We start from the raw sequence: 21,049 nt of genomic DNA on the forward strand, positions 1-21,049 counted from the left end.
ACTGTCTGTCGATTTTGTAATAGTTTTTTAAAATTTCCAAAAACATTCTTATAAGGAATCAGTTATGAAACAAACTTTAACCGCCCAGACTTTTTTCGCGGGTAAAAACAAAATCGCTGTCATCGGTCTTGGATATGTGGGATTGCCCTTGGCGGCGCATTTATCGCGACATTTCAAAGTTATCGGATTTGATATTAATGAAGAAATAGTTTTGGAATTAAAAAAGAGTCACGACCGTACGATGGAGTTGTCCGATACCGAATTAAAAAAATCAAAAATTATTTTTACGTCAAGACAATCCGATCTTTCCTCAAGTAAGCTTTTTATCGTTGCTGTTCCGACACCGGTTGATCATTTTCATGTTCCCGACCTCGGCGCGATCGAAAATGCATCGGCTATCATCGGAAGGCAAATGTCCTCCGGTTCCTGTGTGGTTTACGAATCTACAGTATATCCGGGTGTAACTGAAGATATTTGCGTTCCGATACTGGAGAGAGAATCCAAATTGAAATTTGGCAGAGATTTTACGGTAGGCTATTCCCCGGAGCGTATCAATCCCGGTGATAAAATCCACACCATTAGCAACACCACAAAGATTATCTCTGCCTCTGACGCAGCCACATTGAATTTACTGGAAGGCATCTATAGCGCTGTTGTCAAAGTCAATCTGCATCGTGTCTCGTCAATAAAGGTTGCCGAAGCGGCAAAAGTTATTGAAAATACGCAACGTGATATTAACATAGCGCTGATGAACGAACTGGCCATTATCTTTAATCGAATGGGAATAGACACACTTGAAGTTTTAGAGGCAGCCGGAACAAAATGGAATTTTCTTTCCTTCCGCCCCGGCCTTGTCGGCGGTCATTGCATCGGAGTTGATCCATATTACCTGACCTATAAAGCGGAAAGTATCGGCTATCGTCCGGAAGTCATTCTAGCCGGACGCAGAATCAACGACAATATGGGCAAATATGTGGCCCAAAAAGCAATTAAGATGATGATTGCATCCGATATTCAGGTAAATAAAGCACGCGTAGCTGTTTTGGGACTATCATTTAAAGAAAACGTGCCTGATTTGCGTAACACGCGGGTTATCGACATAATAAAGGAATTAAATGATTACGGCGTAGAGGTTTTAGTTCACGATCCTCTGGCTGACCCTGATGAAGCTCGTCAACATTATAACATTGAGCTCACTTCGCTGAGAAAGATTAAAAATGTTGATGCTGTTGTTCTGGCTGTGGCACATAACAATTACAAAGAAATAGGGCTTTCCCGTATTGCCGGACTTTGTCGTAAAAACTTTCCTATTTTACTCGATATCAAGGCTATATTTGAACCGGAAAAGGCAAGATCATCAGGAATTAATTACTGGCGCTTATAACAAACTTAATCTTCTTAAGGATATGAAATGAAAAAAGCTTTCATTACCGGTATTACCGGGCAGGACGGTTCTTATTTAACGGAGTTTTTACTAAATAAAGGCTATGAAGTTCACGGTTTGATTCGCCGTTCGAGCTCTTTCAATACCGAACGCATCAATCACCTTTATCGTGATTTCCATACACCGGATACAAAATTATTCCTTCACTATGGCGATTTGAGCGTTTCCGGTCAATTAATGGATCTACTTCACTCCATTCAACCTTCCGAAATTTACCATTTGGGAGCCCAAAGTCATGTGCGCGTAAGTTTTGATATGCCTGAATACACCGGTGACGTCACGGGATTAGGAACTTTGAGGATTTTAGAGGCAATACGCAAAATCGGAATTAAAGCTAAATTTTATCAGGCATCATCAAGTGAAATGTTTGGGGCGGCAACACCGCCGCAAAATGAAAAAACCATCTTTCAGCCTCGCAGTCCCTATGCTGCTGCTAAAGTTTATGCATATCATATTGTGCAAAACTATCGCGATGCATACGGACTTTTCGCTACTAATGGTATTCTTTTCAATCACGAATCACCGCGTCGGGGAGAAACATTCGTAACTCGAAAGATAACGCGTGCAGCTACGCAAATTAAATTAGGATTAAAAGAGAAGCTTTATCTCGGTAATCTGGACGCAAAGAGAGACTGGGGTTTTGCAGGAGATTTTGTAGAAGCCATGTGGCTTATGCTACAAGAGGATAAACCGGATGATTTTGTAATTGCCACCGGCGAAACTCATTCGGTTCGTGAATTTACACAAAAAGTTTTTAGCAAGCTTGACTTGGATTATGAAAAATATGTTTTCATTGATCCACGCTATTTTCGTCCTACAGAAGTTGATGTCTTACTGGGAGACGCATCCAAAGCGAAAAAAATGCTAAGTTGGAAACCGAAGGTCACCTTTGATGGCCTTATTGATATGATGGTCGCAAACGACATGGAACTGGCAAAAAAAGAAAAAACTTTATTGGATGCAGGTTTTTCCTGCACCAACAACCGACATCCTGCTTAATTTAAACAAAGAGGAATTAATCTTGCTAAAAAATAAACGTATAACCGTTACCGGCGGCAAAGGATTTTTGGGACACCACTTATTAAAGAAATTAAAAGATCACGGTTGCATTAATATTAAAATTGCTGATCTTCCCGAATACAATCTGACCAATATCACCGATATTCGCCGGATGTATGAAGAAACTAACCCCCAAATAGTTATTCATCTTGCCGCCAAGGTTGGCGGTATAGGTTTTAATCAGGAAAAACCAGCCGAACTTTTTTACGATAATTTAATCATGGGCGCGCAATTACTTCATGAAGCCTATCTCCGTAATATTGAAAAATTTGTCGCTTTGGGAACAATTTGTGCCTATCCTAAATTTACATCCGTGCCGTTTAAAGAAGAAGATATCTGGAATGGCTATCCGGAAGAAACCAATGCTCCTTATGGATTAGCCAAGAAAATGATGCTGGTACAATCGCAAGCTTACCGCCGGCAATATGGTTTCAATTCTATCTTTTTACTTCCGGTAAACCTTTATGGCCCGGGAGATAATTTCGATTCCAGTTCATCCCATGTTATCCCCGCTTTAATTAAAAAATGTTTTGATGCAATCGATGCCCATGATGATAAAATAGAAGTCTGGGGAACAGGTTTGGCCACCCGTGAATTTTTTTATGTGGAAGATGCGGCCCAAGCCATTTATCTGGCCGCTTTGTCGTACAATAAAAGTGAACCTGTTAATATCGGTACCGGCTCTGAAATATCCATTAAAGAACTGACAAATCTTATTGTGAAATTAACCGGTTTTACAGGAAATATTGTTTGGGATAAATCCAAACCGGATGGTCAGCCCAAACGCTTATTGGATACTTCCAAGGCATTGAAAGAATTTGGATTTAAGGCGAGCACTGACCTTAATACAGGACTAATGAAAACAATTAAATGGTATAGTGAAAACCGCCATCTATTGAAAAAATGAACGCCGGTCATATTTTTATTGACTTGCAGTCTAATTCATGTTAAGGAGCGCTCCGTAAAATGGATAAAGACCTCCAAAAGTATGCTATGCAAATGGCATTAGCCAGTAGCATAGGTATAGCCATGGTCTTGGCTATTTTTGGTTGCCTTTTACTGGGAAGTTATTTAGATCGTAAATTCGATTCCGGTCATGTTTTCACAGTTGTTTTTATGATGATAGGAATTGCGGCCGGTTTTCGAAACATATACGTTTTGATTAAAAAAAATTTTACGGATGAAGAACCGATAATAAAGAGTTTAAAAAGTGAACCTCATCGTCAAAGACCCGCTCCAAAAAAAGATTGAATTTGTCAACTGGATTCTTCTGGCTATTCTTTTTATTCCTGCATTAATTTTAACTCCTTTTAAGTTTGCCTTGGGCATACTTCTGGGCGGATTCATCAGCATTATCAATTTCTTCTGGATGGAACGCGGTTTGCGCGACCTTTTCAGCAACACTTCTAAAAATGTAAAAGCTCCTGTAATGGTTAAATATTACATTCGTCTGGCGCTGACCGCTGTTGTTTTATATTTCCTGATTGCCAATGACACGGTAAATGTTATTGGATTACTTATTGGACTTTCCGTGGTAGTAATCAACATTATCATTACGCTGATCACCACTATGGCAAAAAAAAAATTAATTGAGGAGGTTATTAAGTAGAATATGCATCCACTGCTTTTCCTAGAAAATCATTATGTTCCTGAACAAGTCATGTATGCATTGTTTGTCGGGATCCTTTTGGCTACGCTTTCTTTACTGGCCACAAGAAGTTTGGCAGTTTATCCCGGCAAGTTCCAAAATGTAATGGAAGTGATTATCGGAGGATTTGATTCTCTGCTTAATGAAATAATGGGACATAACGGAAGAAAATTTTTTCCTTTGATTGCGACCCTGGGACTATTTATTCTTGCCTCTAATCTTATAGGCATTGTCCCCGGCTTTGAATCTCCCACGGCAAACATTAACACCAACCTTGCCATGGCTCTGATTGTTTTTTTCTCCACGCATGTTGTTGGAGTTAAGGAACATGGATTTAAATACTTTAAGCAATTTTGCGGACCAGTCTGGTGGCTTATACCTCTTATGCTGCCGATTGAAATTATAAGCCATTTGTCACGACCTCTCTCTTTGACTTTCCGATTATTCGGTAATATCAAAGGTGAAGACATCGTTCTGCTGGTTGTTCTTTTCCTTGTTCCGTATTTTGTTCCACTACCTGTTTTTGTGTTGATGATTTTTACGTCTTTAGTCCAGACGCTTGTTTTTATGCTCTTGGCTATGATGTATATCGCCGGGGCCATGGAAGAAGGTCATTAATATTACAATAATAAATCTACCATCTAGACCGCAGCAAGAAATATTAATTAAGATTTCTTGCTGCGGTTATTCTTTTATCGATTAAGCATTTCCTTTTAATAAAACTTTAACACAATATTTTAAGTTTAAATTCATCGAAACATATTTTTTGAGCATCATCTTACTCTTGACGATAGACTTTAATAGTAATATTTATAAATTGTAAAAATTATTATTTATCTTAACAGCATTCGGATTTTATATGTATAGCTTAGGTATAAACATAGGTTCCTCCAGTGTTAAAGTCAGCATGCTGGAGGAGAATAATATTTCATGGAGTGAAGTAGAACCTCACGAAGGTGACTTTCTTCATTCTCTCGAAAATATTTTATCGTCCCATAATATACCAAGGGATATCGCCGTTCTGGCTACGGGCACTGAAGGCAGACACCTTTTAAATGTTAACAGCGTTATTGAACCTCTTTGTATTGAGGAAGCTCTCCAACACCTTCACTATAAAGTTGATGCGATAGTCTCCCTTGGCGGCGAAGATTTCGTTGTTTATACCATCGGAAAAAATAACAAGATAATAAAGAGCTTTTCAGGAAACAAATGCGCTTCGGGCACCGGCGAATTTTTTAAACAGCAGCTTGCTCGAATGAATATGAGCCTCAATGATATTAATTCCATCTCGGAACAGAGACGAGTGTTGAAGCTTTCTTCACGGTGTTCCGTTTTTATGAAAAGTGACTGCACCCATCGCCTGAATAAAGGCGAAGCTGATAAGGGTGATATTGTTCTGTCATTGTCCGATGTGATGGCCACTAAAGTGGTTGACTTTGTCAAGCGGGCAAAAATAACGAGGGGCAAGGTACTTCTTGTCGGCGGTGTTACACAAAATCAGTATATAGTTCACTTTATCCGTGAGCGTATGCCGGAAATAAAATTCATAATTCCTGATCAGGCATCATATTTTGAGGCTTACGGGGCCGCGCTTATGGCCAGAAATTCAGGAAGCACATTACATTCGCTAAGTAATCTTTTTTTACCCAACAAAATTCAATTTAATCGATTTAAAAGCTTACGGACGGCAGAAGGCAAGGTAACCTACCTTCCCTCCCCCAAAGCCAAAGTTATAGCTGGAAAAGAATATATTCTGGGCGTTGATGGAGGATCAACTACAACCAAGGCCTGCTTAATTGATATAGAAACAAATGAAATTACAGCATCTTTCTATGGCCGTACATATGGCGATCCGGTTACGTCGTTAAAGAATTGTCTGACCGAGATGAAACAACAAATCAATAAAGATGTCGGTAATGATGGCAAAATCAATATAACAATTGCCGCAACAACCGGATCTTCGCGAGAACTTCTTGGAGTGTTCTTAGAAACTCCAGCCGTATATAATGAGATTATCGCTCATACCGTGGGAACTACTTTTTACAACCGCAACATTGATACAATATTCGAAATCGGCGGACAAGACGCCAAGTATGTTTTTCTAAAAAATAAAGTTCCAATAGACTATGCCATGAACGAAGCCTGCTCCGCCGGAACCGGCTCGTTTTTAGAAGAATCGGCGCAGGGTGATTTGAATATCGCTAATGCCTGGGAAATTGGCGATATAGCCCTTCTGGCACAGGAACCGCTTAAGTTCGGCGAACATTGTTCGGCGTTTATCAATTCTGACGTTCGCAAGGCCATTCAACAAGGCGCCCCCCGTGAAGACATTACAGCCGGAATAGTCATTTCTATTGTCTCCAACTATCTCAACAGAGTCGTCGGCAACAGAACCATCGGCAACAATATCGTCCTGCAGGGAGGCGTAGCTAAAAATAAAGCGGTGCCTTTGGCTTTTGCTATGTTACTCGATAAAAATATAATTGTTCCTCCCGATCCCGAACTCATGGGTTGTTTCGGTGTCGCCCTACTGGCCCTGCAAAAATTAAAGGAAGGCTTTCTGACCAAGACTTCCTATAATCTTGATCAAATCCTTGCTACCGACATTATTTATGAAAAGGAGTTTCAGTGTAAGTCTTGCGATAATTTCTGCTCGATTCGCATGCTCAGAGTTAATAATAATAAGTATATGTTCGGCGGCAGATGTAACAAATATGCCAATATCAGAAAGAAAAAAGTCGTTAATGAAGCTGAAGTATCTGACTACATAGAACAGCGCAACAACCTTCTCTTTAATGAATGTGCTCCCGATTACAATACTTTTATCAAGAAAAAAGAATGCATCATTGGTATTCCCCGTTGTTTTTCCATTTACACTCTTTGGCCTCTTTACTCCTGGTTCTTTCATTCTCTAGGAGTCGAAATTTTTGTCTCAAAGAATATACCAACTGAGGGAATAGCACGAGTGGAAAGCGCCTATTGTTTTCCCGCGGAAATCGCTCACGGGGCAGTTCAGGATATATTCGAACGAAATCTGGATTATATCTTTCTGCCCCACTTCAAGGATATGAAAAGTTATGAAAAGAATTATCCGGCAAATTTTTGTCCTATCACTCAAAGTTTACCTTACTATATTAAGAAGGCTTTTCCAGAAATTCCAGAAGATAAATATTTGGCTCCAGTGATCAGTTTTATGTACGGTGTGGAAAAGGCCAGCGAATCATTTATTGAGATGGGTTGTAAACTGGGTTTTAACGAACATGACTCCAAAAAAGCGTTTACCATCGCATATAGAAAGCAAATGGAATATTTTACCAAGGCAGCCGATCTCGGGAAAACAGCACTGGCTGAAGCACGAAGCGCTAAAAAACCGGTTATTGCTATTCTGGGCCGTCCTTACAATGCTTTTACAACAGATGCCAATATGGACATTCCCAGAAAATATACTACCGGCGGTTATTCAGTTATTCCCTTTGACATTCTCCCTTTTACCGATGCATCAATTTATCCTAACATGTACTGGTATTACGGTCAGGAGGATATGAAAGCCAGTGCACTTTTAAAAAATGAAGATAATATTTATATAACTTATATTTCCAATTTTTCATGCGCTCCTGATTCTTTCCTGCTGCATTACCTGAAATGGATAATGGGCACCAAACCTTTCTTGATTCTAGAATTGGACTCACACACGGCCGATGCCGGCGTTGATACGCGCATTGAAGCTTTTCTGGATATTATCGAAGGATACAGATCAAAATTTAAAGATATTCATGAAGAAAGATATGACAACAATCTGCGATTCGTTAATAAACGTGGCGAAGAGATTCATATTAAAAACATTCTTACTGGAGAAAAGATTCCTATTAAAAACAATCAGCGCGTCAAAGTTCTGCTCTCCAGTATGGGCAGGCTATCCGCTGAACTTATGGCGGCAATTGCCAGATCATCAGGAATTAATACAGAAGCAATGCCCATTCCTGATATAAATACCCTGCAATTGGCACGTAATCATGCGTCCGGCAAGGAATGTGTGCCTTCGCATCTGGTTCTGGGAAGCGCCCTCAAATATTTTTTCTCCGATAAATATCGCAAAGACGAAATCTATCTTTTATTTGTTCCTACTACATCAGGACCATGCCGTACAGGCCAATATTCCGTTTTCTTTGAAAATATTTTTAAAGATTTGCGGCTGGAAAATGTTGTTATCTTTTCCTTGGACTCAGACAACTCCTACAATGAGCTAGGTCCTGAATTTTCCAAATTTACCTGGTGGGGAATTCTTATTGGCGATTATATGAAAGATTTGGAAACTTCCTTAATAACCTGCGCGGCTGATCCGGAAAAAGCGATCACGGATTACGATAAACTTTGGCGCAAAATGATCAGCGTAGCCGAAAGAGATGTAACTAAGATTCTTCCCGTTTTAAAGGAAATATCCCACGATGTTGCCAATATCCCTTTAAAGAACAAAATGGAGAAATGTCCCAAGGTGCTCATAGTCGGAGAGATATACGTGCGTCGCGACGATTTTGCCGTGGGTGAATTAATTCAGCATCTGAGCAGACGCGGAATTATCGGCAAGGTATCCAGCGTTGCAGAATGGTTTTACTACTGCGATTTTGTACGGCGTCATGAACTTAAAAAAAGACTTGATTTGCTTCCCTGGTATCGTCGTTTTTTTTCACAAGAGTTTATGGATCTGATCAAATGGAATATCGAACAGGCTTACAAACATAATGTAGGAAAAAATATCCGCGAGACACTTGCTGTAACCCACTTGATTCCGGATTCTCCGCATAATATGGAAGAGATTATGAAAAATACCGGAAAGCATTTTGTTAGTCATGAGCTTTATTCAGAAATAAGCATATCCAGCGGTGTTGCTGCCACGGCAATGATGGACGGGTATTCCGGGATAGTAAATATTTCGCCTTTTGCCTGTCTTATCGGTCGTGTTATCGAAGGGGTTCTGACCCCCTGGGCCAGAGAACAAAAATATCCTATTATCTCCATTGAAATTGATGGTAATCTTTTGCCTCCCAATGTCCTGAACAAGCTGGAAATATTTATGCTCAACGTTCAGAGATTTAAAGTTAACGAAGATACAAAAACAATGCTAGAATAATAATCAGCAAGGATAAAAGCTTCAGTATGAAAAAAGATATGACTGGAATCATTTTAGCCGGCGGCAAGAATTCCCGCATGGGAACCAACAAAGCTTTTCTTGAAATTAATGGAATCCGCCTGATTGATAATATTTTAGCTATCTATCAAAATATATTTTCTGAAATAATTATTGTTACCAATGATCCCTTATCATACACAGAATTCTCTGATACGATTATTGTTACCGATATTTACAAAGAAAAAGGCGCTTTAGGTGGAATTTACACCGGTTTATTTTATGCTACATATGATTACTCTTTTGTTGCTGCATGCGACATGCCTTTTTTAAATGAAGATTTTATTATTTATCTAACGGGACAAGCGAATAACAAACATGATATTATAGTTCCTCAACTCCCTGAAGGGTTTCAGCCTCTGCACGCCATCTATTCTAAAAATTGTCTTTCTCACATAAATAAACTGTTAAGTGTGAACAAACTCAAAATTGCCGGCTTTTACAAAGAAGTACGGCTTTTTCCTGTTGCTGAAGAAAGCATTAAACCATTTAATAAAGACGGACGCCTTTTCCTCAATATTAACACTCCGGAAGATTTAAAAAAGGAACAAAAAGGACCTTTCTAGCTTTATCTTTATAGTAGAAAGTTCTTGACTAAGTAATCACGATTATGCGAGGAATGAACATTCACTCCGATCTGTTTAAGAGTTGAGCAATGGAAAAAACAGACAAGCATGACGATATAGTTCGAGCGTCCCTGGAACTTATTGCGGAACATGGCTTTCATGGCGTGCCCATGTCCATGATTGCCAAAAAAGCCGGTGTGGGAGCTGGAACTATTTATCGCTATTTCAAAAGCAAAGATGCCCTTATTACAGAGTTGCATCAGGAACTGGAAGCTAAAATCAGTGCATCTCTTCGCCAGGGGTATTCTGAAGATCAACCTCTTAAGGAAAGATTTCTCTATTTGATCAGGGAACTTCTCCGGTACTTTATAGCACATCCTCTTCATTTTCGTTACATGGAGCAGTACTTCAACTCTCCATACGGTATATCTCTTCACAGGGACAGACTTTTGGGCAGGTCGGGAAACCATGATATCCTGATGGATATTTTTGCGGAGGGAATTGAACAGCAGGTTCTCAAAGAGCTCCCGAAAGCCGCGTTATTTTCTCTTGCTTTCGGCCCTTTGATCTCACTGATGCGCGACCATATTCTGGGTTTTGTGAATCTGGATGAAAACCTGATCAAACAAGCCACTGAAGCCTGCTGGGATGGAATCAGAAATAGTGCAAATATCTAAAAAGACTTTGGTACATGAAAAATATTTTCTTTCAATAAAGTTATTTTCGTCTTAACAAGTCAAGAGCGAGTATGAGTAATTAAATTCAAAAAGATAAATTGCAGAGGTATATAATGAAAAAGAATGACATAAAAAGATGGTCGGTTACTGTTGCGATTATTTTTGCAGCGGTCTTTATCGTCAGCGGTTGCGGAAAGCAGAACACAGGCGGTCCTCCACCCATACCAGAAGTCGCCTTTATTGTTATAAAGACGGAACCTGTTGTGACGACAACAGAACTTACTGGTCGGACATCTGCCAATTTAATCGCTGAAGTTCGACCCCAGATTAGTGGTATTATCCAAGAACGTTTATTTACGGAAGGTGCTAATGTTAAAGCCGGCCAGATGCTCTTTAAGATTGACCCTGCCCTTTATTGGTCTGCTCTTGATAACGCCAAGGCTGCGCTTGCCAGATCTGAGGCTAATTTACCGGCCATCCAGTTAAAGGTAAATCGATTACGGGAATTGCTGATCGAAAAAGCAGTCAGCCAACAGGACTATGATGATGCTTCGGCCGCATTAAAACAGGTTCAGGCTGACATCCAGTATGGCAAGGCTACTGTAGAAACTGCCCGCATTAACCTTAAATACACTACTATTACGGCACCAATTGCCGGCAGAATTGGCAGATCCACCATCACGAAGGGTGCTCTGGTCACGGCTCATCAGCCAATAGCTTTAGCTACCATTCAAAAAATGGATCCGATGTATGTAGATGTAACCCAGTCCACTGCAGATATCCTTCGTTTGCGTCGTCAACTACAGGAAGGTCAACTGGATCAAAATGGTAAAGATCAGCAAAAGGTAAAACTACTTTTAGACGACGGAACTGAATACCCTTTAAAAGGAGAACTCAAATTCCGCGATGTAACAGTTGATCCCACAACAGGATCGGTTATTTTACGAATTGTATTTCCCAATCCGAAGGATATTCTGATGCCGGGAATGTTTGTCCGCGCAGTTGTACAGGAAGGTATTCACAAAAAGGCTGTTCTGGTTCCGCAACAGGCAGTGTCACGAGATCCCAAAGGGAATCCTGTCACGTTAATCGTAGACAAAAGCGGATTTGTGCAACAGAAGCAGCTTACTCTTGATCGTGCCATAGGTAGTGAATGGCTGGTTACATCAGGCCTGGAACCGGGCGACCGTGTGATTGTTGAGGGATTGCTAAAGGTAAAGCCTGGAATACCTGTCAAAGCTGTCCCTTGGGAAAACGTTGAAAAAAACAGCACTAAAAATAATAACTCGGTCTCTCCCGTAAAAGCAAAATGATGGAGGCAGCTGATGTTATCTAAATTTTTTCTCAAACGTCCGGTCTTCGCGTGGGTCATTGCAATTATCATCATGGCTGCCGGAACTCTTGCCATATACAATCTGCCCATTTCCCAGTATCCGCAGATGGCTCCGCCTTCGATCGCTATTGCCTCCTCCTATCCGGGATCTTCGGCTGAAACTGTGGAAAACAGCGTAACCCAGCTGATCGAACAGAAAATGACCGGCCTGGAAAACATGATATATATGTCCTCCTCCAGCGATTCGGCAGGCGGTTCGCGCCTCGAGCTTACATTTGCTCCGGGAACAGATCCTGATTTTGCCTGGTCACAAGTCCAAAACAAACTTCAATCGGCCATGCCCAGCCTTCCCGATGTCGTAAAGAACCAGGGTGTACAGGTAGTTAAATCCACCCGCAACTATCTTATGATTGTGGGCATGATTTCAGAAGACGGCAGCATGGACGGCACGGACCTGAGAGATTTTGCCAAATCCAATCTGGAAAAAGTCCTCGCTCGTGTACCCGGTGTGGGAGAAGTGGAAGTTTTCGGTAGTGGCTATTCTATGCGTATTTGGCTTGATCCGGATAAATTAACGGCTTATTACCTCACTGTGGATGATGTGATAGCTGCGCTTAAGTCATACAATGTGGAAGTTTCCGCCGGTCAGTTCGGCGGTTCACCGGCTGTAAAAGGACAGCGCTTGAATGCTTCCATCGTTGTCCAAAACATGCTTTCAACTCCCGAAGAGTTTGCGGCCATCCCTGTGCGCATTAATCCAGACGGTTCCTCTGTGCGTCTCAGAGATGTTGGACGTTCGGAACTGGGAAGCGAAATATACGACATCGAAGTCGCATATAATGGTAAAGCTGCCGGAGGAATTGCTATCCGTCAGGCTGCCGGCGCCAATGCACTGGACACTGCAGATGCCGTCAAAGCGAAATTGGAGGAGATGAGCCGCTTCTTTCCCGCCGGTTTAAAGATTATCTATCCGCATGACACTACTCCATTTATCAGGGTGGCGATCGGTGAAGTTGTAAAAACACTTTTTGAAGCCATATTACTTGTCTTTCTGGTTATGTGGCTTTTTCTGGGTAATATCAGAGCGACTCTTATCCCCACTATAGCGGTTCCGGTGGTTATTCTTGGAACATTCGGAATACTTGGACTTCTTGGTTATTCCATCAACATGCTGACCATGTTTGCCATGGTTTTGGCCATTGGTCTTCTGGTTGATGATGCCATTGTCGTCGTGGAAAACGTGGAACGAATAATGTCAGAGGAAGGTCTCCATCCCAAAGAGGCTACCGCAAAATCAATGGAACAAATTACAAGCGCTCTGATAGGTATCGGATTGGTTCTTTCGGCAGTGTTCGGACCGATGGCATTTTTCCCCGGTTCCACCGGAGTCATCTACCGGCAGTTTTCCGTTACCATCATTTCTGCCATGCTTCTTTCTGTCTTTGTGGCTTTGATTCTTACACCAGTACTCTGCGCATCTCTTCTCAAACCTGTCAAGGCAGGACATGAACCGGCGGAAAGCGCGATAGTTTTTCTTCGTCCTTTTTTCCTGTGGTTTGACCGCGTATTCTTTAAAATCAGAGATTGGTGTGTGGGATTGGTTGATCACTCCTTATCCCGAAAATTACGTTACATAATTATATTCCTTGTAATCTCCGCAGTCATGGGGGCACTTTTTATGCGCATGCCGACTGCTTACCTGCCGGATGAAGATCAGGGTATTTTGCTCGCTCAAGTGATGATGCCTACCGGCTCCACGCTGGAGCAGACCAAAGAGATATCAAAAAAAATAGAGCTTTATTTCAATGAGCATGAAAAAGAAGCAGTGGCATCAACCATGACCATTTCCGGTATCGGGTTCTCCGGTCGGTCCCAAAATAATGGAATGGTGTTTATAAAACTCAAAGACTGGGATTTGCGCAAGCGTAAAGATCTTACTGCCAAAGCCGTCGCCGGCCGCGCCATGGGCGCTCTTTCCGGCATCCGCAACGCCATGATCTTTACCTTTCCTCCTCCTGCTGTTCCGGAACTGGGTATGGCTAAGGGTTTTGACTTCCAGCTACTGGACAGAGGTGGATTGGGCCATCAGGCGCTGATGAATGCCCAATATCAGCTTTTAGGTATTGTGTCCAAAGACCCGCGGGTTAGCTCGGTGCGTCCCAACAGCATGATGGATGTGCCACAGTACCGCATCGACGTGGACTGGGAGAAGGCCGGCGCTTTTGGCGTACCAATCTCATCCATTCACAGAACCATCTCCGCCTCTTTCGGCAGTGCTTATGCCAACGACTTCATGCAGGGAGGCCGGATTAAACGCGTTTACATTCAGGCTGACGCTCCTTATAGGATGCTGCCCAACAATCTGGAGAAACTTTATGTTCGCAATATGCAGGGTAAAATGGTCCCCTTCTCTTCATTTGCTACCGGACGTTGGACTTCCGGTCCTCCACAACTTGCACGCTTCAACGGTTTTCCTTCTATCAACATATGGGGAGAACCAGCACCGGGGAAAAGCTCCGGAGAAGCGATGAAGGCCATGGAGGAAGCTGTGGAAAAGCTCCCCAAGGGATTTGGTTTTGACTGGACCGGACTCTCTTATCAGGAACGAATGTCCAGTACGCAGGCTCCCCTTCTATACGCTTTTTCAATTTTCGTTATTTTTCTTTGCTTAGCCGCGCTTTATGAAAGCTGGACCATACCAATATCCGTTCTTCTGGTGCTTCCGCTGGGTGTCATCGGTGGTATTATCGCTTCAAGCATGAGAGGACTGGCTAATGACGTATATTTTCAAATAGGTCTTCTGACAACACTGGGTCTGACCACCAAAAACGCGATTCTTATCGTCCAGTTTGCCAAATCAGGCGTGGAAAAAGGGATGGGGCTTATAGAGTCGACTCTGCAGGGAGTAAAACTGCGCTTCCGTCCCATCGTTATGACATCTTTAGCTTTTGGTTTCGGAGTTCTGCCTCTTGTTTTGACATCCGGTGCCGGCGCAGGAGCCCAGAACGCCATCGGCACAAGTGTGTTGGGTGGTATGTTTACGGCTACTATACTTGTAGTCGTGTTTGTTCCTCTTTTTTATGTTTTGATTGAAAAATTATTCGGCAGAAAGCAGAAGCAGAAACCGGTTGTAACAGACAAAACAAATTCATCCGAGGTTAAATAATATGAAAGAAAAATTGGTTCTCCTACCGGTTGTTATAATATTCTTCCTCCTGGGTGGATGCACACTCGCTCCTAAATACACAAGACCTGCATCTCCCGTTCCTGATCAGTTGCCAAAAAGTCCTGCTTATCAGGACACAAGAACCGGCACGGCCGCCCCAACGGCAGCGGAGCTTTCATGGCGTGAATTCATTACCGATAAAAAAATGCAAAAAATCGTAGAAACGGCCTTGAAAAATAATCGTGACTTGCGAATAGCGGCCTTGAATGTCGAAAGAGCAAGAGCGTATTATGGTATTTCGCGAGCCGAGCTTTTGCCATCGGTTAATGCCGCGGGAAGTATGTATAAAGAAAGAATGCCTGGCGATCTTTCATCAACCGGAAGCGCCATGACTACTGAAAAATATAGTGTCAATATGGGTATCAGTTCCTGGGAAATTGATTTCTTCGGTCGTATACGCAGTCTGAAAGACAAGGCACTGGAACAATATTTGGCTACTCAAGAGGCACACCGCGGCGCGCAAATCTCACTGATATCAGTTGTTGCACAGGCATATCTTACCCTGGCCGCGGATAAGGAAAATTTAAATATGGTAATTTCCACATTGGAGACTCAGGAAGCTTCTTACAAATTAATCCGCAAACGTTGCGATGCAGGAATTGCTTCCGAAATAGATCTGAAGCGGGCACAAAGCCAGGTCGATACAGCCAGAGGAGACGTCGCTCGTTACAAACAACTTACAGTTCAGGATGAAAACTTTTTGAATCTTCTAACCGGATCTACAGTTCCACAGGAATTTCTGCCGCAGGATCTTATAAGCGTTGGTATACCCAAGGATATTTCTCCCGGACTATCATCCGAACTGCTCTTGCGCCGGCCGGACATTCTCGCTGCAGAACATCAGCTTAAAGCCGCTAACGCCAATATCGGCGCTGCCCGTGCGGCCTTTTTCCCCCGCATTGCTTTGACAACTACTATAGGAACGGCCAGCACTGAACTATCAGGCCTTTTTAAAGCAGGCCAGGGCACATGGACTTTTGCTCCGCAGATCGTTATGCCGATATTCGATGCCCGTACCTGGTCGGCATACGATGTAACAAAAGTTGAAAAGGAAATCTCAGTAGCCCAATACGAAAAAGCCATCCAAACGGCTTTTCGGGAAGTTGCCGACGCTCTTGCAGAAAAAAGTATGGTTGATCAGCGTCTCTCTGCTCAACAATCATTGGTTGACGCAGTTGCAGAAACCCATCGTCTTGCTAACTCACGCTATACCAAGGGGATTGACAGTTACCTATCTGTTCTGGACGCCCAGCGTTCACTCTATGGCGCAAAACAGGTGTTAACAATCCTGCGGCTGACTAAAATTAACAATCAAATCATTCTTTATAAAACACTGGGCGGGGGTAAAGAAAATTAATATTGACTGCATCTGACTTACCCGGGATAAAACTGTTATTTCCTGACTGGTATAGGCTGCACCCATTTTTGATTTTCGCCATCATAATACCATTTGTCTAAATAGCCTCGGCGTCTTATAAAAACGGGATTATCTGCCCAGCGTAAAAGTTCTTTATAAGCATCGTGAATTTTACGAAAAGTAACCGCCTGACCGCCGGCATCCGGATGGTGAATTTTTACCTGCCGCCGGTAAGCATTTTTTATAATTCTTCCTAATTCACGCGAATGAAGATCGGCCTTTTTTATTTCCAGATAATCCAGGACTTCTCCTCTTATATTGGGTATCCTCATTAATCGGGGACGCTGCAACCCTTCCGAAATAGCGCAGCGTTTTGCTAACTTCAAAACATGCTGTGATGCCAGATAATTCTTGTTTGTCCGTTTCGACTCCTTCCACCATGCGTTTCCCAACGCATTGGCCATAATACTGAAATCTGCTGCCGGATTATTTCCGGTTGTGCGCTTACTTTCGTAACGGAATACTTCTTTAATCCCATGAGGAACAATATCCAGACTTATTTTTGTGTCAGAAAAATAAAAAGTCGCATAACGCGTGTTTAAAGCCTGCAGCAAACCGCTCCTCATATTGAGTTTCTGTCTGAGATTCTGGCGGCATCTGATCGAACAATATTTTCGGTTATTAATATTTTTCGTTGATCCGCAGGAAAGACATCCTTTTTGTTTTCCATCGGCAGCGGATAATTCACTTTTAATTACATCTTTTAAAAATAACATCCTGTTCACATTATTTTTCGGCAGATGCCAGATATCCCTTTGCCAGCGCTTTATTCACATGCAGCACGCCCTTGTTCATATCCTTTAGCGGATAATCGGCTGTAATCACGGGCAGAGCATCCGCCTCAGCCTGAGTTTTAATGACCGATCCAACAGGCACAAAGCGGCCATCAGCAACTTTAACTCCCATTAAAATAACGCCGGGCTCGATAACGCAATTATTCCCGACAAAAGATTTAAACACAAGCACCTTCATTCCGACAAAGGTGTCATCCATCACCACGGCCGGTCCGTGAATCTGCACCTGATGCGCCAGGGAAACACGGTTGCCCACATAAACCGCGTATTTTTTGCCGTCAACTTCCATTAGATTTTTTTCCACAGATTTGCCGTCCAACTCCGTCTCCAGAGCATGAATGACAACTCCATCCTGCACATTGGTTTCATTGCCGACATAAAGAGGCTGGCCTTCGTCACCGCGCACACAAGCTGTCGGCGCTACCATTACATTATTGCCCAGAATAACGTTGCCAATCACTGCCGCCAGCGGATGGACATAAGTGTTCGAACCGATAACCGGCTCTGATATTTTTGCGCTGAAATCAGTTTTCACATTTTTTTCGATCATTTTCTTCCTCCGTTTCTTGTATTTTGATTAAGACCGTATCGATCTAAGTTTTAATTTTGTTTTCCCGCCGCAACAGTTCCTGCCATGTTTGCTTAACTTTCTTTTCGGTTTCAGAAACGCTATCCTCATTATTAATTACAATATCGGCCAGCGCAATCTTCTCTGTAATCGGCATCTGGCTTTTCAATCTTTCTTCCGCCTCTTCTCTGCTCATTTTATTGCGTCTTATTAAACGACAAAGTTGTTCTTCCGGAGCAATAACAACCAGCATGGTGAGATCAAACAAATGTTGCATTTTCCCTTCAAACAGAAGAGGAACATCAGAAAGAATAATGGCATGCTTTTCTTTTTTTTTAATTTTCTCCAATCGAATATGCCACTCTTGATAAACTAAAGGATGAACAATGTTGTTGAGCTCAAGGAGTTTCTTTTTATCAGCAAAGACGATGTTCCCCAGTTTTATGCGGTCTATTTTTTTATCCGGTTGAAGAATGTCTTTACCGAAACGATTAATAACTTCTTTATAAGCCGGTTTTCCCGGTTCCTGAACGTAGTGAGCAAGCCTGTCAAAATCAATTAAATGAGCGCCCAGAGCAACAAACATTTGAGCTACGGTAGATTTCCCGCAGGCGATGCCGCCTGTTAGTCCGACGTTTAACATGTTTTTTTATTGAGGTTATAAATAAGACGCAAACCTTCCAACGTCAGCATCTCTTCTATTTTATCAATGCTCTTTGCTTCCTGTGCTACAACTCGCGCCAGCCCTCCAGTCGCGATCACCAACGGTTTTGTTTTTGCTTCCGCTTTCATCCTTTCAACAATACCGTCCACTAATCCCGCATAACCGAACATAATGCCCGCCTGAATGGCACTAACAGTGTCCTTGGTAATGATATTTTTAGGCTTGCTGAATTCGACACGCGGCAACTTGGACGCACGAGCAAAGAGCGCCTCAGTGGAAATCACTATTCCCGGTGCTATGCAACCTCCCATATATTCACCCCTCGGAGAAATATAGTCAAAAGTCGTCGCCGTACCAAAATCGACAATAATTGATTCCTTACGATACTTGTCATAAGCTGCAACAGCATTAACTATTCTGTCTGCACCCACTTCTTTGGGATTATCGTAAAAAATCGGCATCCCTGTCTTAATGCCTGGTCCCACAATCATCGGTTTGATTTTGAAATATTTCTGACACAATGGTTCCAGAATATTGAGCATCGGCGGCACAACGCAGGAGATTATAACGGCTGTTACTGCTTTGATTTCTTTAGCGGCCATCCGGCTGGACTGATAAAGATTGGTAATCAGGACCCCATATTCGTCAACGGTGTGATCACTTTCCGTCCGAATACGCCAGTCGTGGATTAAGCGATCTCCATCAAAAAGCCCCAAAACTGTATTCGTGTTGCCGACATCAATGACTAAAAGCATATCTATCACCTCTTTACTATTGTTGCGTCTCCCGCGGATACTTTAATTTCTCTATCTCCGGCAAGAAGAATCAGGGAACCATCCTCATCAAGACCTGTTGCCTCTCCGCTGACAATCTCTTCCTGAAAAATTACCTCAACAGGTTTACCGGTCATAATCGACAAACTCAACCATTTTTCTTTGATCCGGTCAAACCCGTCCTGGATCAGTTGTTTATACCATTTTGTCAGATTTTCATACAGGCTAATTATCAATTCCAGACGGTTAATTCCCCTGCCGGTTTCTATGGATAAAGAAGTCGCTAATTTTTGTATTTCCTGGGGGAATTGATTGTAGTTGATATTCACATTAATGCCGATGCCCAATACGATAAAATCAACTTCTTTTACATCAGCTTTCGCCTGGGATAAAATACCGCAAACCTTCTTTTCATTAATAAGAACGTCATTGGGCCATTTAAGTTTGACCCTACCAGGACAATATCTCTCCAGTACTTCGGCTACGGCAACACCTGCTAATATAGAAATCTGCGTCGCTCTGGCTGGATCCATCTGCGGCCGTAAAATAACTGTCGTATGAATGTTACTGCCTGAGGGTGAATGCCATGATCTCTGTAATCGTCCTCTGCCCTTGGTCTGACTATCAGCGATAACTACTGTTCCTTCGGGTGCGCCGGCAATGCCTAACCTGAAAGCATCCTCATTGGTTGAACCTGTTGCAGGATAATAATAAAACTTATGGCCGAAAAATTTCCCGGCAAGGCTTTTTTCTAATATTTCTGAATTCCAATCCATAATAATAGTGAATATAAGGTCTCAAAGACTAAAAAATGTTGCACAATAAAATTGGGTTGCACAGATTATTTTACGCTATAATTTTTAGTGAAATATCGGCGGCGCGGACAGAATGAGTGAGTTCTCCTATCGAAATAAAATCTACTCCGATGGCGGCGATATCGGCAACATTCTTTAGGCTGACATTGCCGGATGCTTCCAGAAGAGTGCGTCCATTCACGTAATCAACGGCTTTTTTCATTGCCGGAACACCCATGTTATCAAGCATGATGACATCAACATCGCACTTCAGGGCTTCTTTTACTTCTTTGATGTTCTTAGTTTCGACTTCAATTTTCATGAAAGGATTTTTTCTTTGTGCCTTTACAGCGGAAGTAATGTCACCCGCAGCTTCGATATGATTATCTTTAATCAATACTCCATCGTACAGACCGATGCGGTGATTGCGTCCGCCTCCAATACGCACAGCCATTTTATCCAGAATGCGCAATCCCGGCACTGTCTTACGCGTGTCCAGAATTTTGACTTTTGTACCGCGAACCGCTTTTACATATTTAGCCGTGAGAGTGGCAATGCCGCACATGCGTTGAAACAAATTCAGTGCAACCCGCTCAGCCTGTAAGATATTGGACAAACTGCCGGAGACTTCGGCAATGACATCACCTTTCTTTGCCCGGCGTCCGTCATTCATTAATTTCTTAATCTTTGTATTTTCATCCAAAAATTGAAAAGTTTCAGCAAAAACATCAATTCCGGCGATAATAAAATCTTCCTTGGCAATAGCAATCGCTCTGCCCTTTTTTTTGGGACTGACGGTGGCCTGCGTAGTTATATCACCGGTGCCGATATCTTCGGCCAGCGCATATTTAATAATTTTTTTGATCGGTTCCGAAACCATTTATTTCCTCTTATTTTACAG

General features: G+C 42.3%; 18 protein-coding genes. 12 read left to right on the forward strand and 6 right to left on the reverse strand.

Annotated elements, in window-relative coordinates:
- Nucleotides 1-64 precede the first annotated feature (64 nt).
- The 12 genes from CVU62_05280 to CVU62_05335 all read left to right on the forward strand — a co-directional run bounded on the left by CVU62_05280 (nucleotide 65) and on the right by CVU62_05335 (nucleotide 16,495).
- Entirely contained in the window at nucleotides 65-1,384 is a 1,320-nt protein-coding gene (locus CVU62_05280) for a nucleotide sugar dehydrogenase (protein PKN38273.1), read from the forward strand.
- A 27-nt stretch (nucleotides 1,385-1,411) separates the two neighbouring features.
- Nucleotides 1,412-2,443: a GDP-mannose 4,6-dehydratase gene (gmd, locus tag CVU62_05285; protein PKN38274.1), complete on the forward strand. Its 1,032-nt coding sequence runs from the start codon at nucleotides 1,412-1,414 to the stop codon at nucleotides 2,441-2,443.
- 19 nt (nucleotides 2,444-2,462) lie between these two features.
- Entirely contained in the window at nucleotides 2,463-3,410 is a 948-nt protein-coding gene (locus CVU62_05290) for a GDP-fucose synthetase (protein ID PKN38569.1), read from the forward strand.
- Nucleotides 3,411-3,469: 59 nt separating this feature from the next.
- Complete coding sequence (locus CVU62_05295; GenBank protein PKN38275.1) at nucleotides 3,470-3,754, forward strand: F0F1 ATP synthase subunit; 285 nt, start codon at nucleotides 3,470-3,472, stop codon at nucleotides 3,752-3,754.
- A complete protein-coding gene (locus CVU62_05300) occupies nucleotides 3,714-4,112 on the forward strand; it encodes a hypothetical protein (protein ID PKN38276.1) in 399 nt (132 codons plus the stop codon). Before CVU62_05295 ends, CVU62_05300 begins: the two co-directional genes overlap by 41 nt.
- A gap of 3 nt (nucleotides 4,113-4,115) precedes the next feature.
- The gene (atpB, locus tag CVU62_05305) at nucleotides 4,116-4,769 is read left to right on the forward strand and encodes an ATP synthase F0 subunit A (GenBank protein PKN38277.1); all 654 of its coding nucleotides are present in this window, start codon (nucleotides 4,116-4,118) and stop codon (nucleotides 4,767-4,769) included.
- A gap of 241 nt (nucleotides 4,770-5,010) precedes the next feature.
- Nucleotides 5,011-9,279, forward strand: coding sequence for an activase (locus CVU62_05310; GenBank protein PKN38278.1), 4,269 nt, complete (start codon nucleotides 5,011-5,013; stop codon nucleotides 9,277-9,279).
- Between the two features lie 26 nt (nucleotides 9,280-9,305).
- Nucleotides 9,306-9,902 carry a molybdenum cofactor guanylyltransferase gene (locus CVU62_05315; GenBank protein PKN38279.1) on the forward strand — a complete coding sequence of 199 codons (597 nt, stop codon included), beginning with the start codon at nucleotides 9,306-9,308 and terminating at the stop codon, nucleotides 9,900-9,902.
- An 89-nt stretch (nucleotides 9,903-9,991) separates the two neighbouring features.
- The gene (locus tag CVU62_05320; protein PKN38280.1) at nucleotides 9,992-10,579 is read left to right on the forward strand and encodes a TetR family transcriptional regulator; all 588 of its coding nucleotides are present in this window, start codon (nucleotides 9,992-9,994) and stop codon (nucleotides 10,577-10,579) included.
- Nucleotides 10,580-10,692: 113 nt separating this feature from the next.
- The gene (locus tag CVU62_05325) at nucleotides 10,693-11,892 is read left to right on the forward strand and encodes an efflux transporter periplasmic adaptor subunit (GenBank protein ID PKN38281.1); all 1,200 of its coding nucleotides are present in this window, start codon (nucleotides 10,693-10,695) and stop codon (nucleotides 11,890-11,892) included.
- A gap of 12 nt (nucleotides 11,893-11,904) precedes the next feature.
- Entirely contained in the window at nucleotides 11,905-15,078 is a 3,174-nt protein-coding gene (locus CVU62_05330) for a hydrophobe/amphiphile efflux-1 family RND transporter (GenBank protein ID PKN38282.1), read from the forward strand.
- Between the two features lies 1 nt (nucleotide 15,079).
- A complete protein-coding gene (locus CVU62_05335) occupies nucleotides 15,080-16,495 on the forward strand; it encodes a multidrug transporter (GenBank protein PKN38283.1) in 1,416 nt (471 codons plus the stop codon).
- A 35-nt stretch (nucleotides 16,496-16,530) separates the two neighbouring features.
- Here the strand turns inward: CVU62_05335 and CVU62_05340 are convergent, their stop codons facing one another.
- From CVU62_05340 to nadC, 6 genes are all read right to left on the reverse strand, one after another.
- On the reverse strand, nucleotides 16,531-17,271 hold the full coding sequence (locus tag CVU62_05340; protein ID PKN38284.1) for a molecular chaperone DnaJ: 741 nt from the start codon (nucleotides 17,269-17,271) through the stop codon (nucleotides 16,531-16,533).
- A 10-nt stretch (nucleotides 17,272-17,281) separates the two neighbouring features.
- The gene (locus tag CVU62_05345) at nucleotides 17,282-17,899 is read right to left on the reverse strand and encodes a carbonic anhydrase (protein PKN38285.1); all 618 of its coding nucleotides are present in this window, start codon (nucleotides 17,897-17,899) and stop codon (nucleotides 17,282-17,284) included.
- Between the two features lie 43 nt (nucleotides 17,900-17,942).
- The gene (locus tag CVU62_05350) at nucleotides 17,943-18,560 is read right to left on the reverse strand and encodes a dephospho-CoA kinase (protein ID PKN38286.1); all 618 of its coding nucleotides are present in this window, start codon (nucleotides 18,558-18,560) and stop codon (nucleotides 17,943-17,945) included.
- Entirely contained in the window at nucleotides 18,554-19,336 is a 783-nt protein-coding gene (locus CVU62_05355) for a pantothenate kinase (protein PKN38287.1), read from the reverse strand. Before CVU62_05355 ends, CVU62_05350 begins: the two co-directional genes overlap by 7 nt.
- Before the next feature lie 5 nt (nucleotides 19,337-19,341).
- On the reverse strand, nucleotides 19,342-20,130 hold the full coding sequence (locus CVU62_05360; protein ID PKN38288.1) for a biotin--[acetyl-CoA-carboxylase] ligase: 789 nt from the start codon (nucleotides 20,128-20,130) through the stop codon (nucleotides 19,342-19,344).
- Between the two features lie 70 nt (nucleotides 20,131-20,200).
- Nucleotides 20,201-21,028, reverse strand: a complete 828-nt coding sequence (gene nadC / locus CVU62_05365; protein ID PKN38289.1) for a nicotinate-nucleotide diphosphorylase (carboxylating) — start codon at nucleotides 21,026-21,028, stop codon at nucleotides 20,201-20,203.
- Nucleotides 21,029-21,049 lie beyond the last annotated feature (21 nt).

The sequence above is a fragment of the Deltaproteobacteria bacterium HGW-Deltaproteobacteria-2 genome, assembly GCA_002840505.1.
In the GTDB taxonomy this organism is placed as follows: domain Bacteria; phylum Desulfobacterota; class Syntrophia; order Syntrophales; family Smithellaceae; genus Smithella.

Bases quoted from the DNA above. Each gene is read 5' to 3' on its own strand.
- CVU62_05280 (PKN38273.1), top strand. From the start codon at position 65: ATGAAACAAACTTTAACCGCCCAGACTTTTTTCGCGGGTAAAAACAAA.
- gmd (PKN38274.1), top strand. From the start codon at position 1,412: ATGAAAAAAGCTTTCATTACCGGTATTACCGGGCAGGACGGTTCTTAT.
- CVU62_05295 (PKN38275.1), top strand. From the start codon at position 3,470: ATGGATAAAGACCTCCAAAAGTATGCTATGCAAATGGCATTAGCCAGT.
- atpB (PKN38277.1), top strand. From the start codon at position 4,116: ATGCATCCACTGCTTTTCCTAGAAAATCATTATGTTCCTGAACAAGTC.
- CVU62_05310 (PKN38278.1), top strand. From the start codon at position 5,011: ATGTATAGCTTAGGTATAAACATAGGTTCCTCCAGTGTTAAAGTCAGC.
- CVU62_05315 (PKN38279.1), top strand. From the start codon at position 9,306: ATGAAAAAAGATATGACTGGAATCATTTTAGCCGGCGGCAAGAATTCC.
- CVU62_05320 (PKN38280.1), top strand. From the start codon at position 9,992: ATGGAAAAAACAGACAAGCATGACGATATAGTTCGAGCGTCCCTGGAA.
- CVU62_05325 (PKN38281.1), top strand. From the start codon at position 10,693: ATGAAAAAGAATGACATAAAAAGATGGTCGGTTACTGTTGCGATTATT.
- CVU62_05330 (PKN38282.1), top strand. From the start codon at position 11,905: ATGTTATCTAAATTTTTTCTCAAACGTCCGGTCTTCGCGTGGGTCATT.
- CVU62_05335 (PKN38283.1), top strand. From the start codon at position 15,080: ATGAAAGAAAAATTGGTTCTCCTACCGGTTGTTATAATATTCTTCCTC.
- CVU62_05340 (PKN38284.1), bottom strand. From the start codon at position 17,271: ATGTTATTTTTAAAAGATGTAATTAAAAGTGAATTATCCGCTGCCGAT.
- CVU62_05345 (PKN38285.1), bottom strand. From the start codon at position 17,899: ATGATCGAAAAAAATGTGAAAACTGATTTCAGCGCAAAAATATCAGAG.
- CVU62_05350 (PKN38286.1), bottom strand. From the start codon at position 18,560: ATGTTAAACGTCGGACTAACAGGCGGCATCGCCTGCGGGAAATCTACC.
- CVU62_05355 (PKN38287.1), bottom strand. From the start codon at position 19,336: ATGCTTTTAGTCATTGATGTCGGCAACACGAATACAGTTTTGGGGCTT.
- CVU62_05360 (PKN38288.1), bottom strand. From the start codon at position 20,130: ATGGATTGGAATTCAGAAATATTAGAAAAAAGCCTTGCCGGGAAATTT.
- nadC (PKN38289.1), bottom strand. From the start codon at position 21,028: ATGGTTTCGGAACCGATCAAAAAAATTATTAAATATGCGCTGGCCGAA.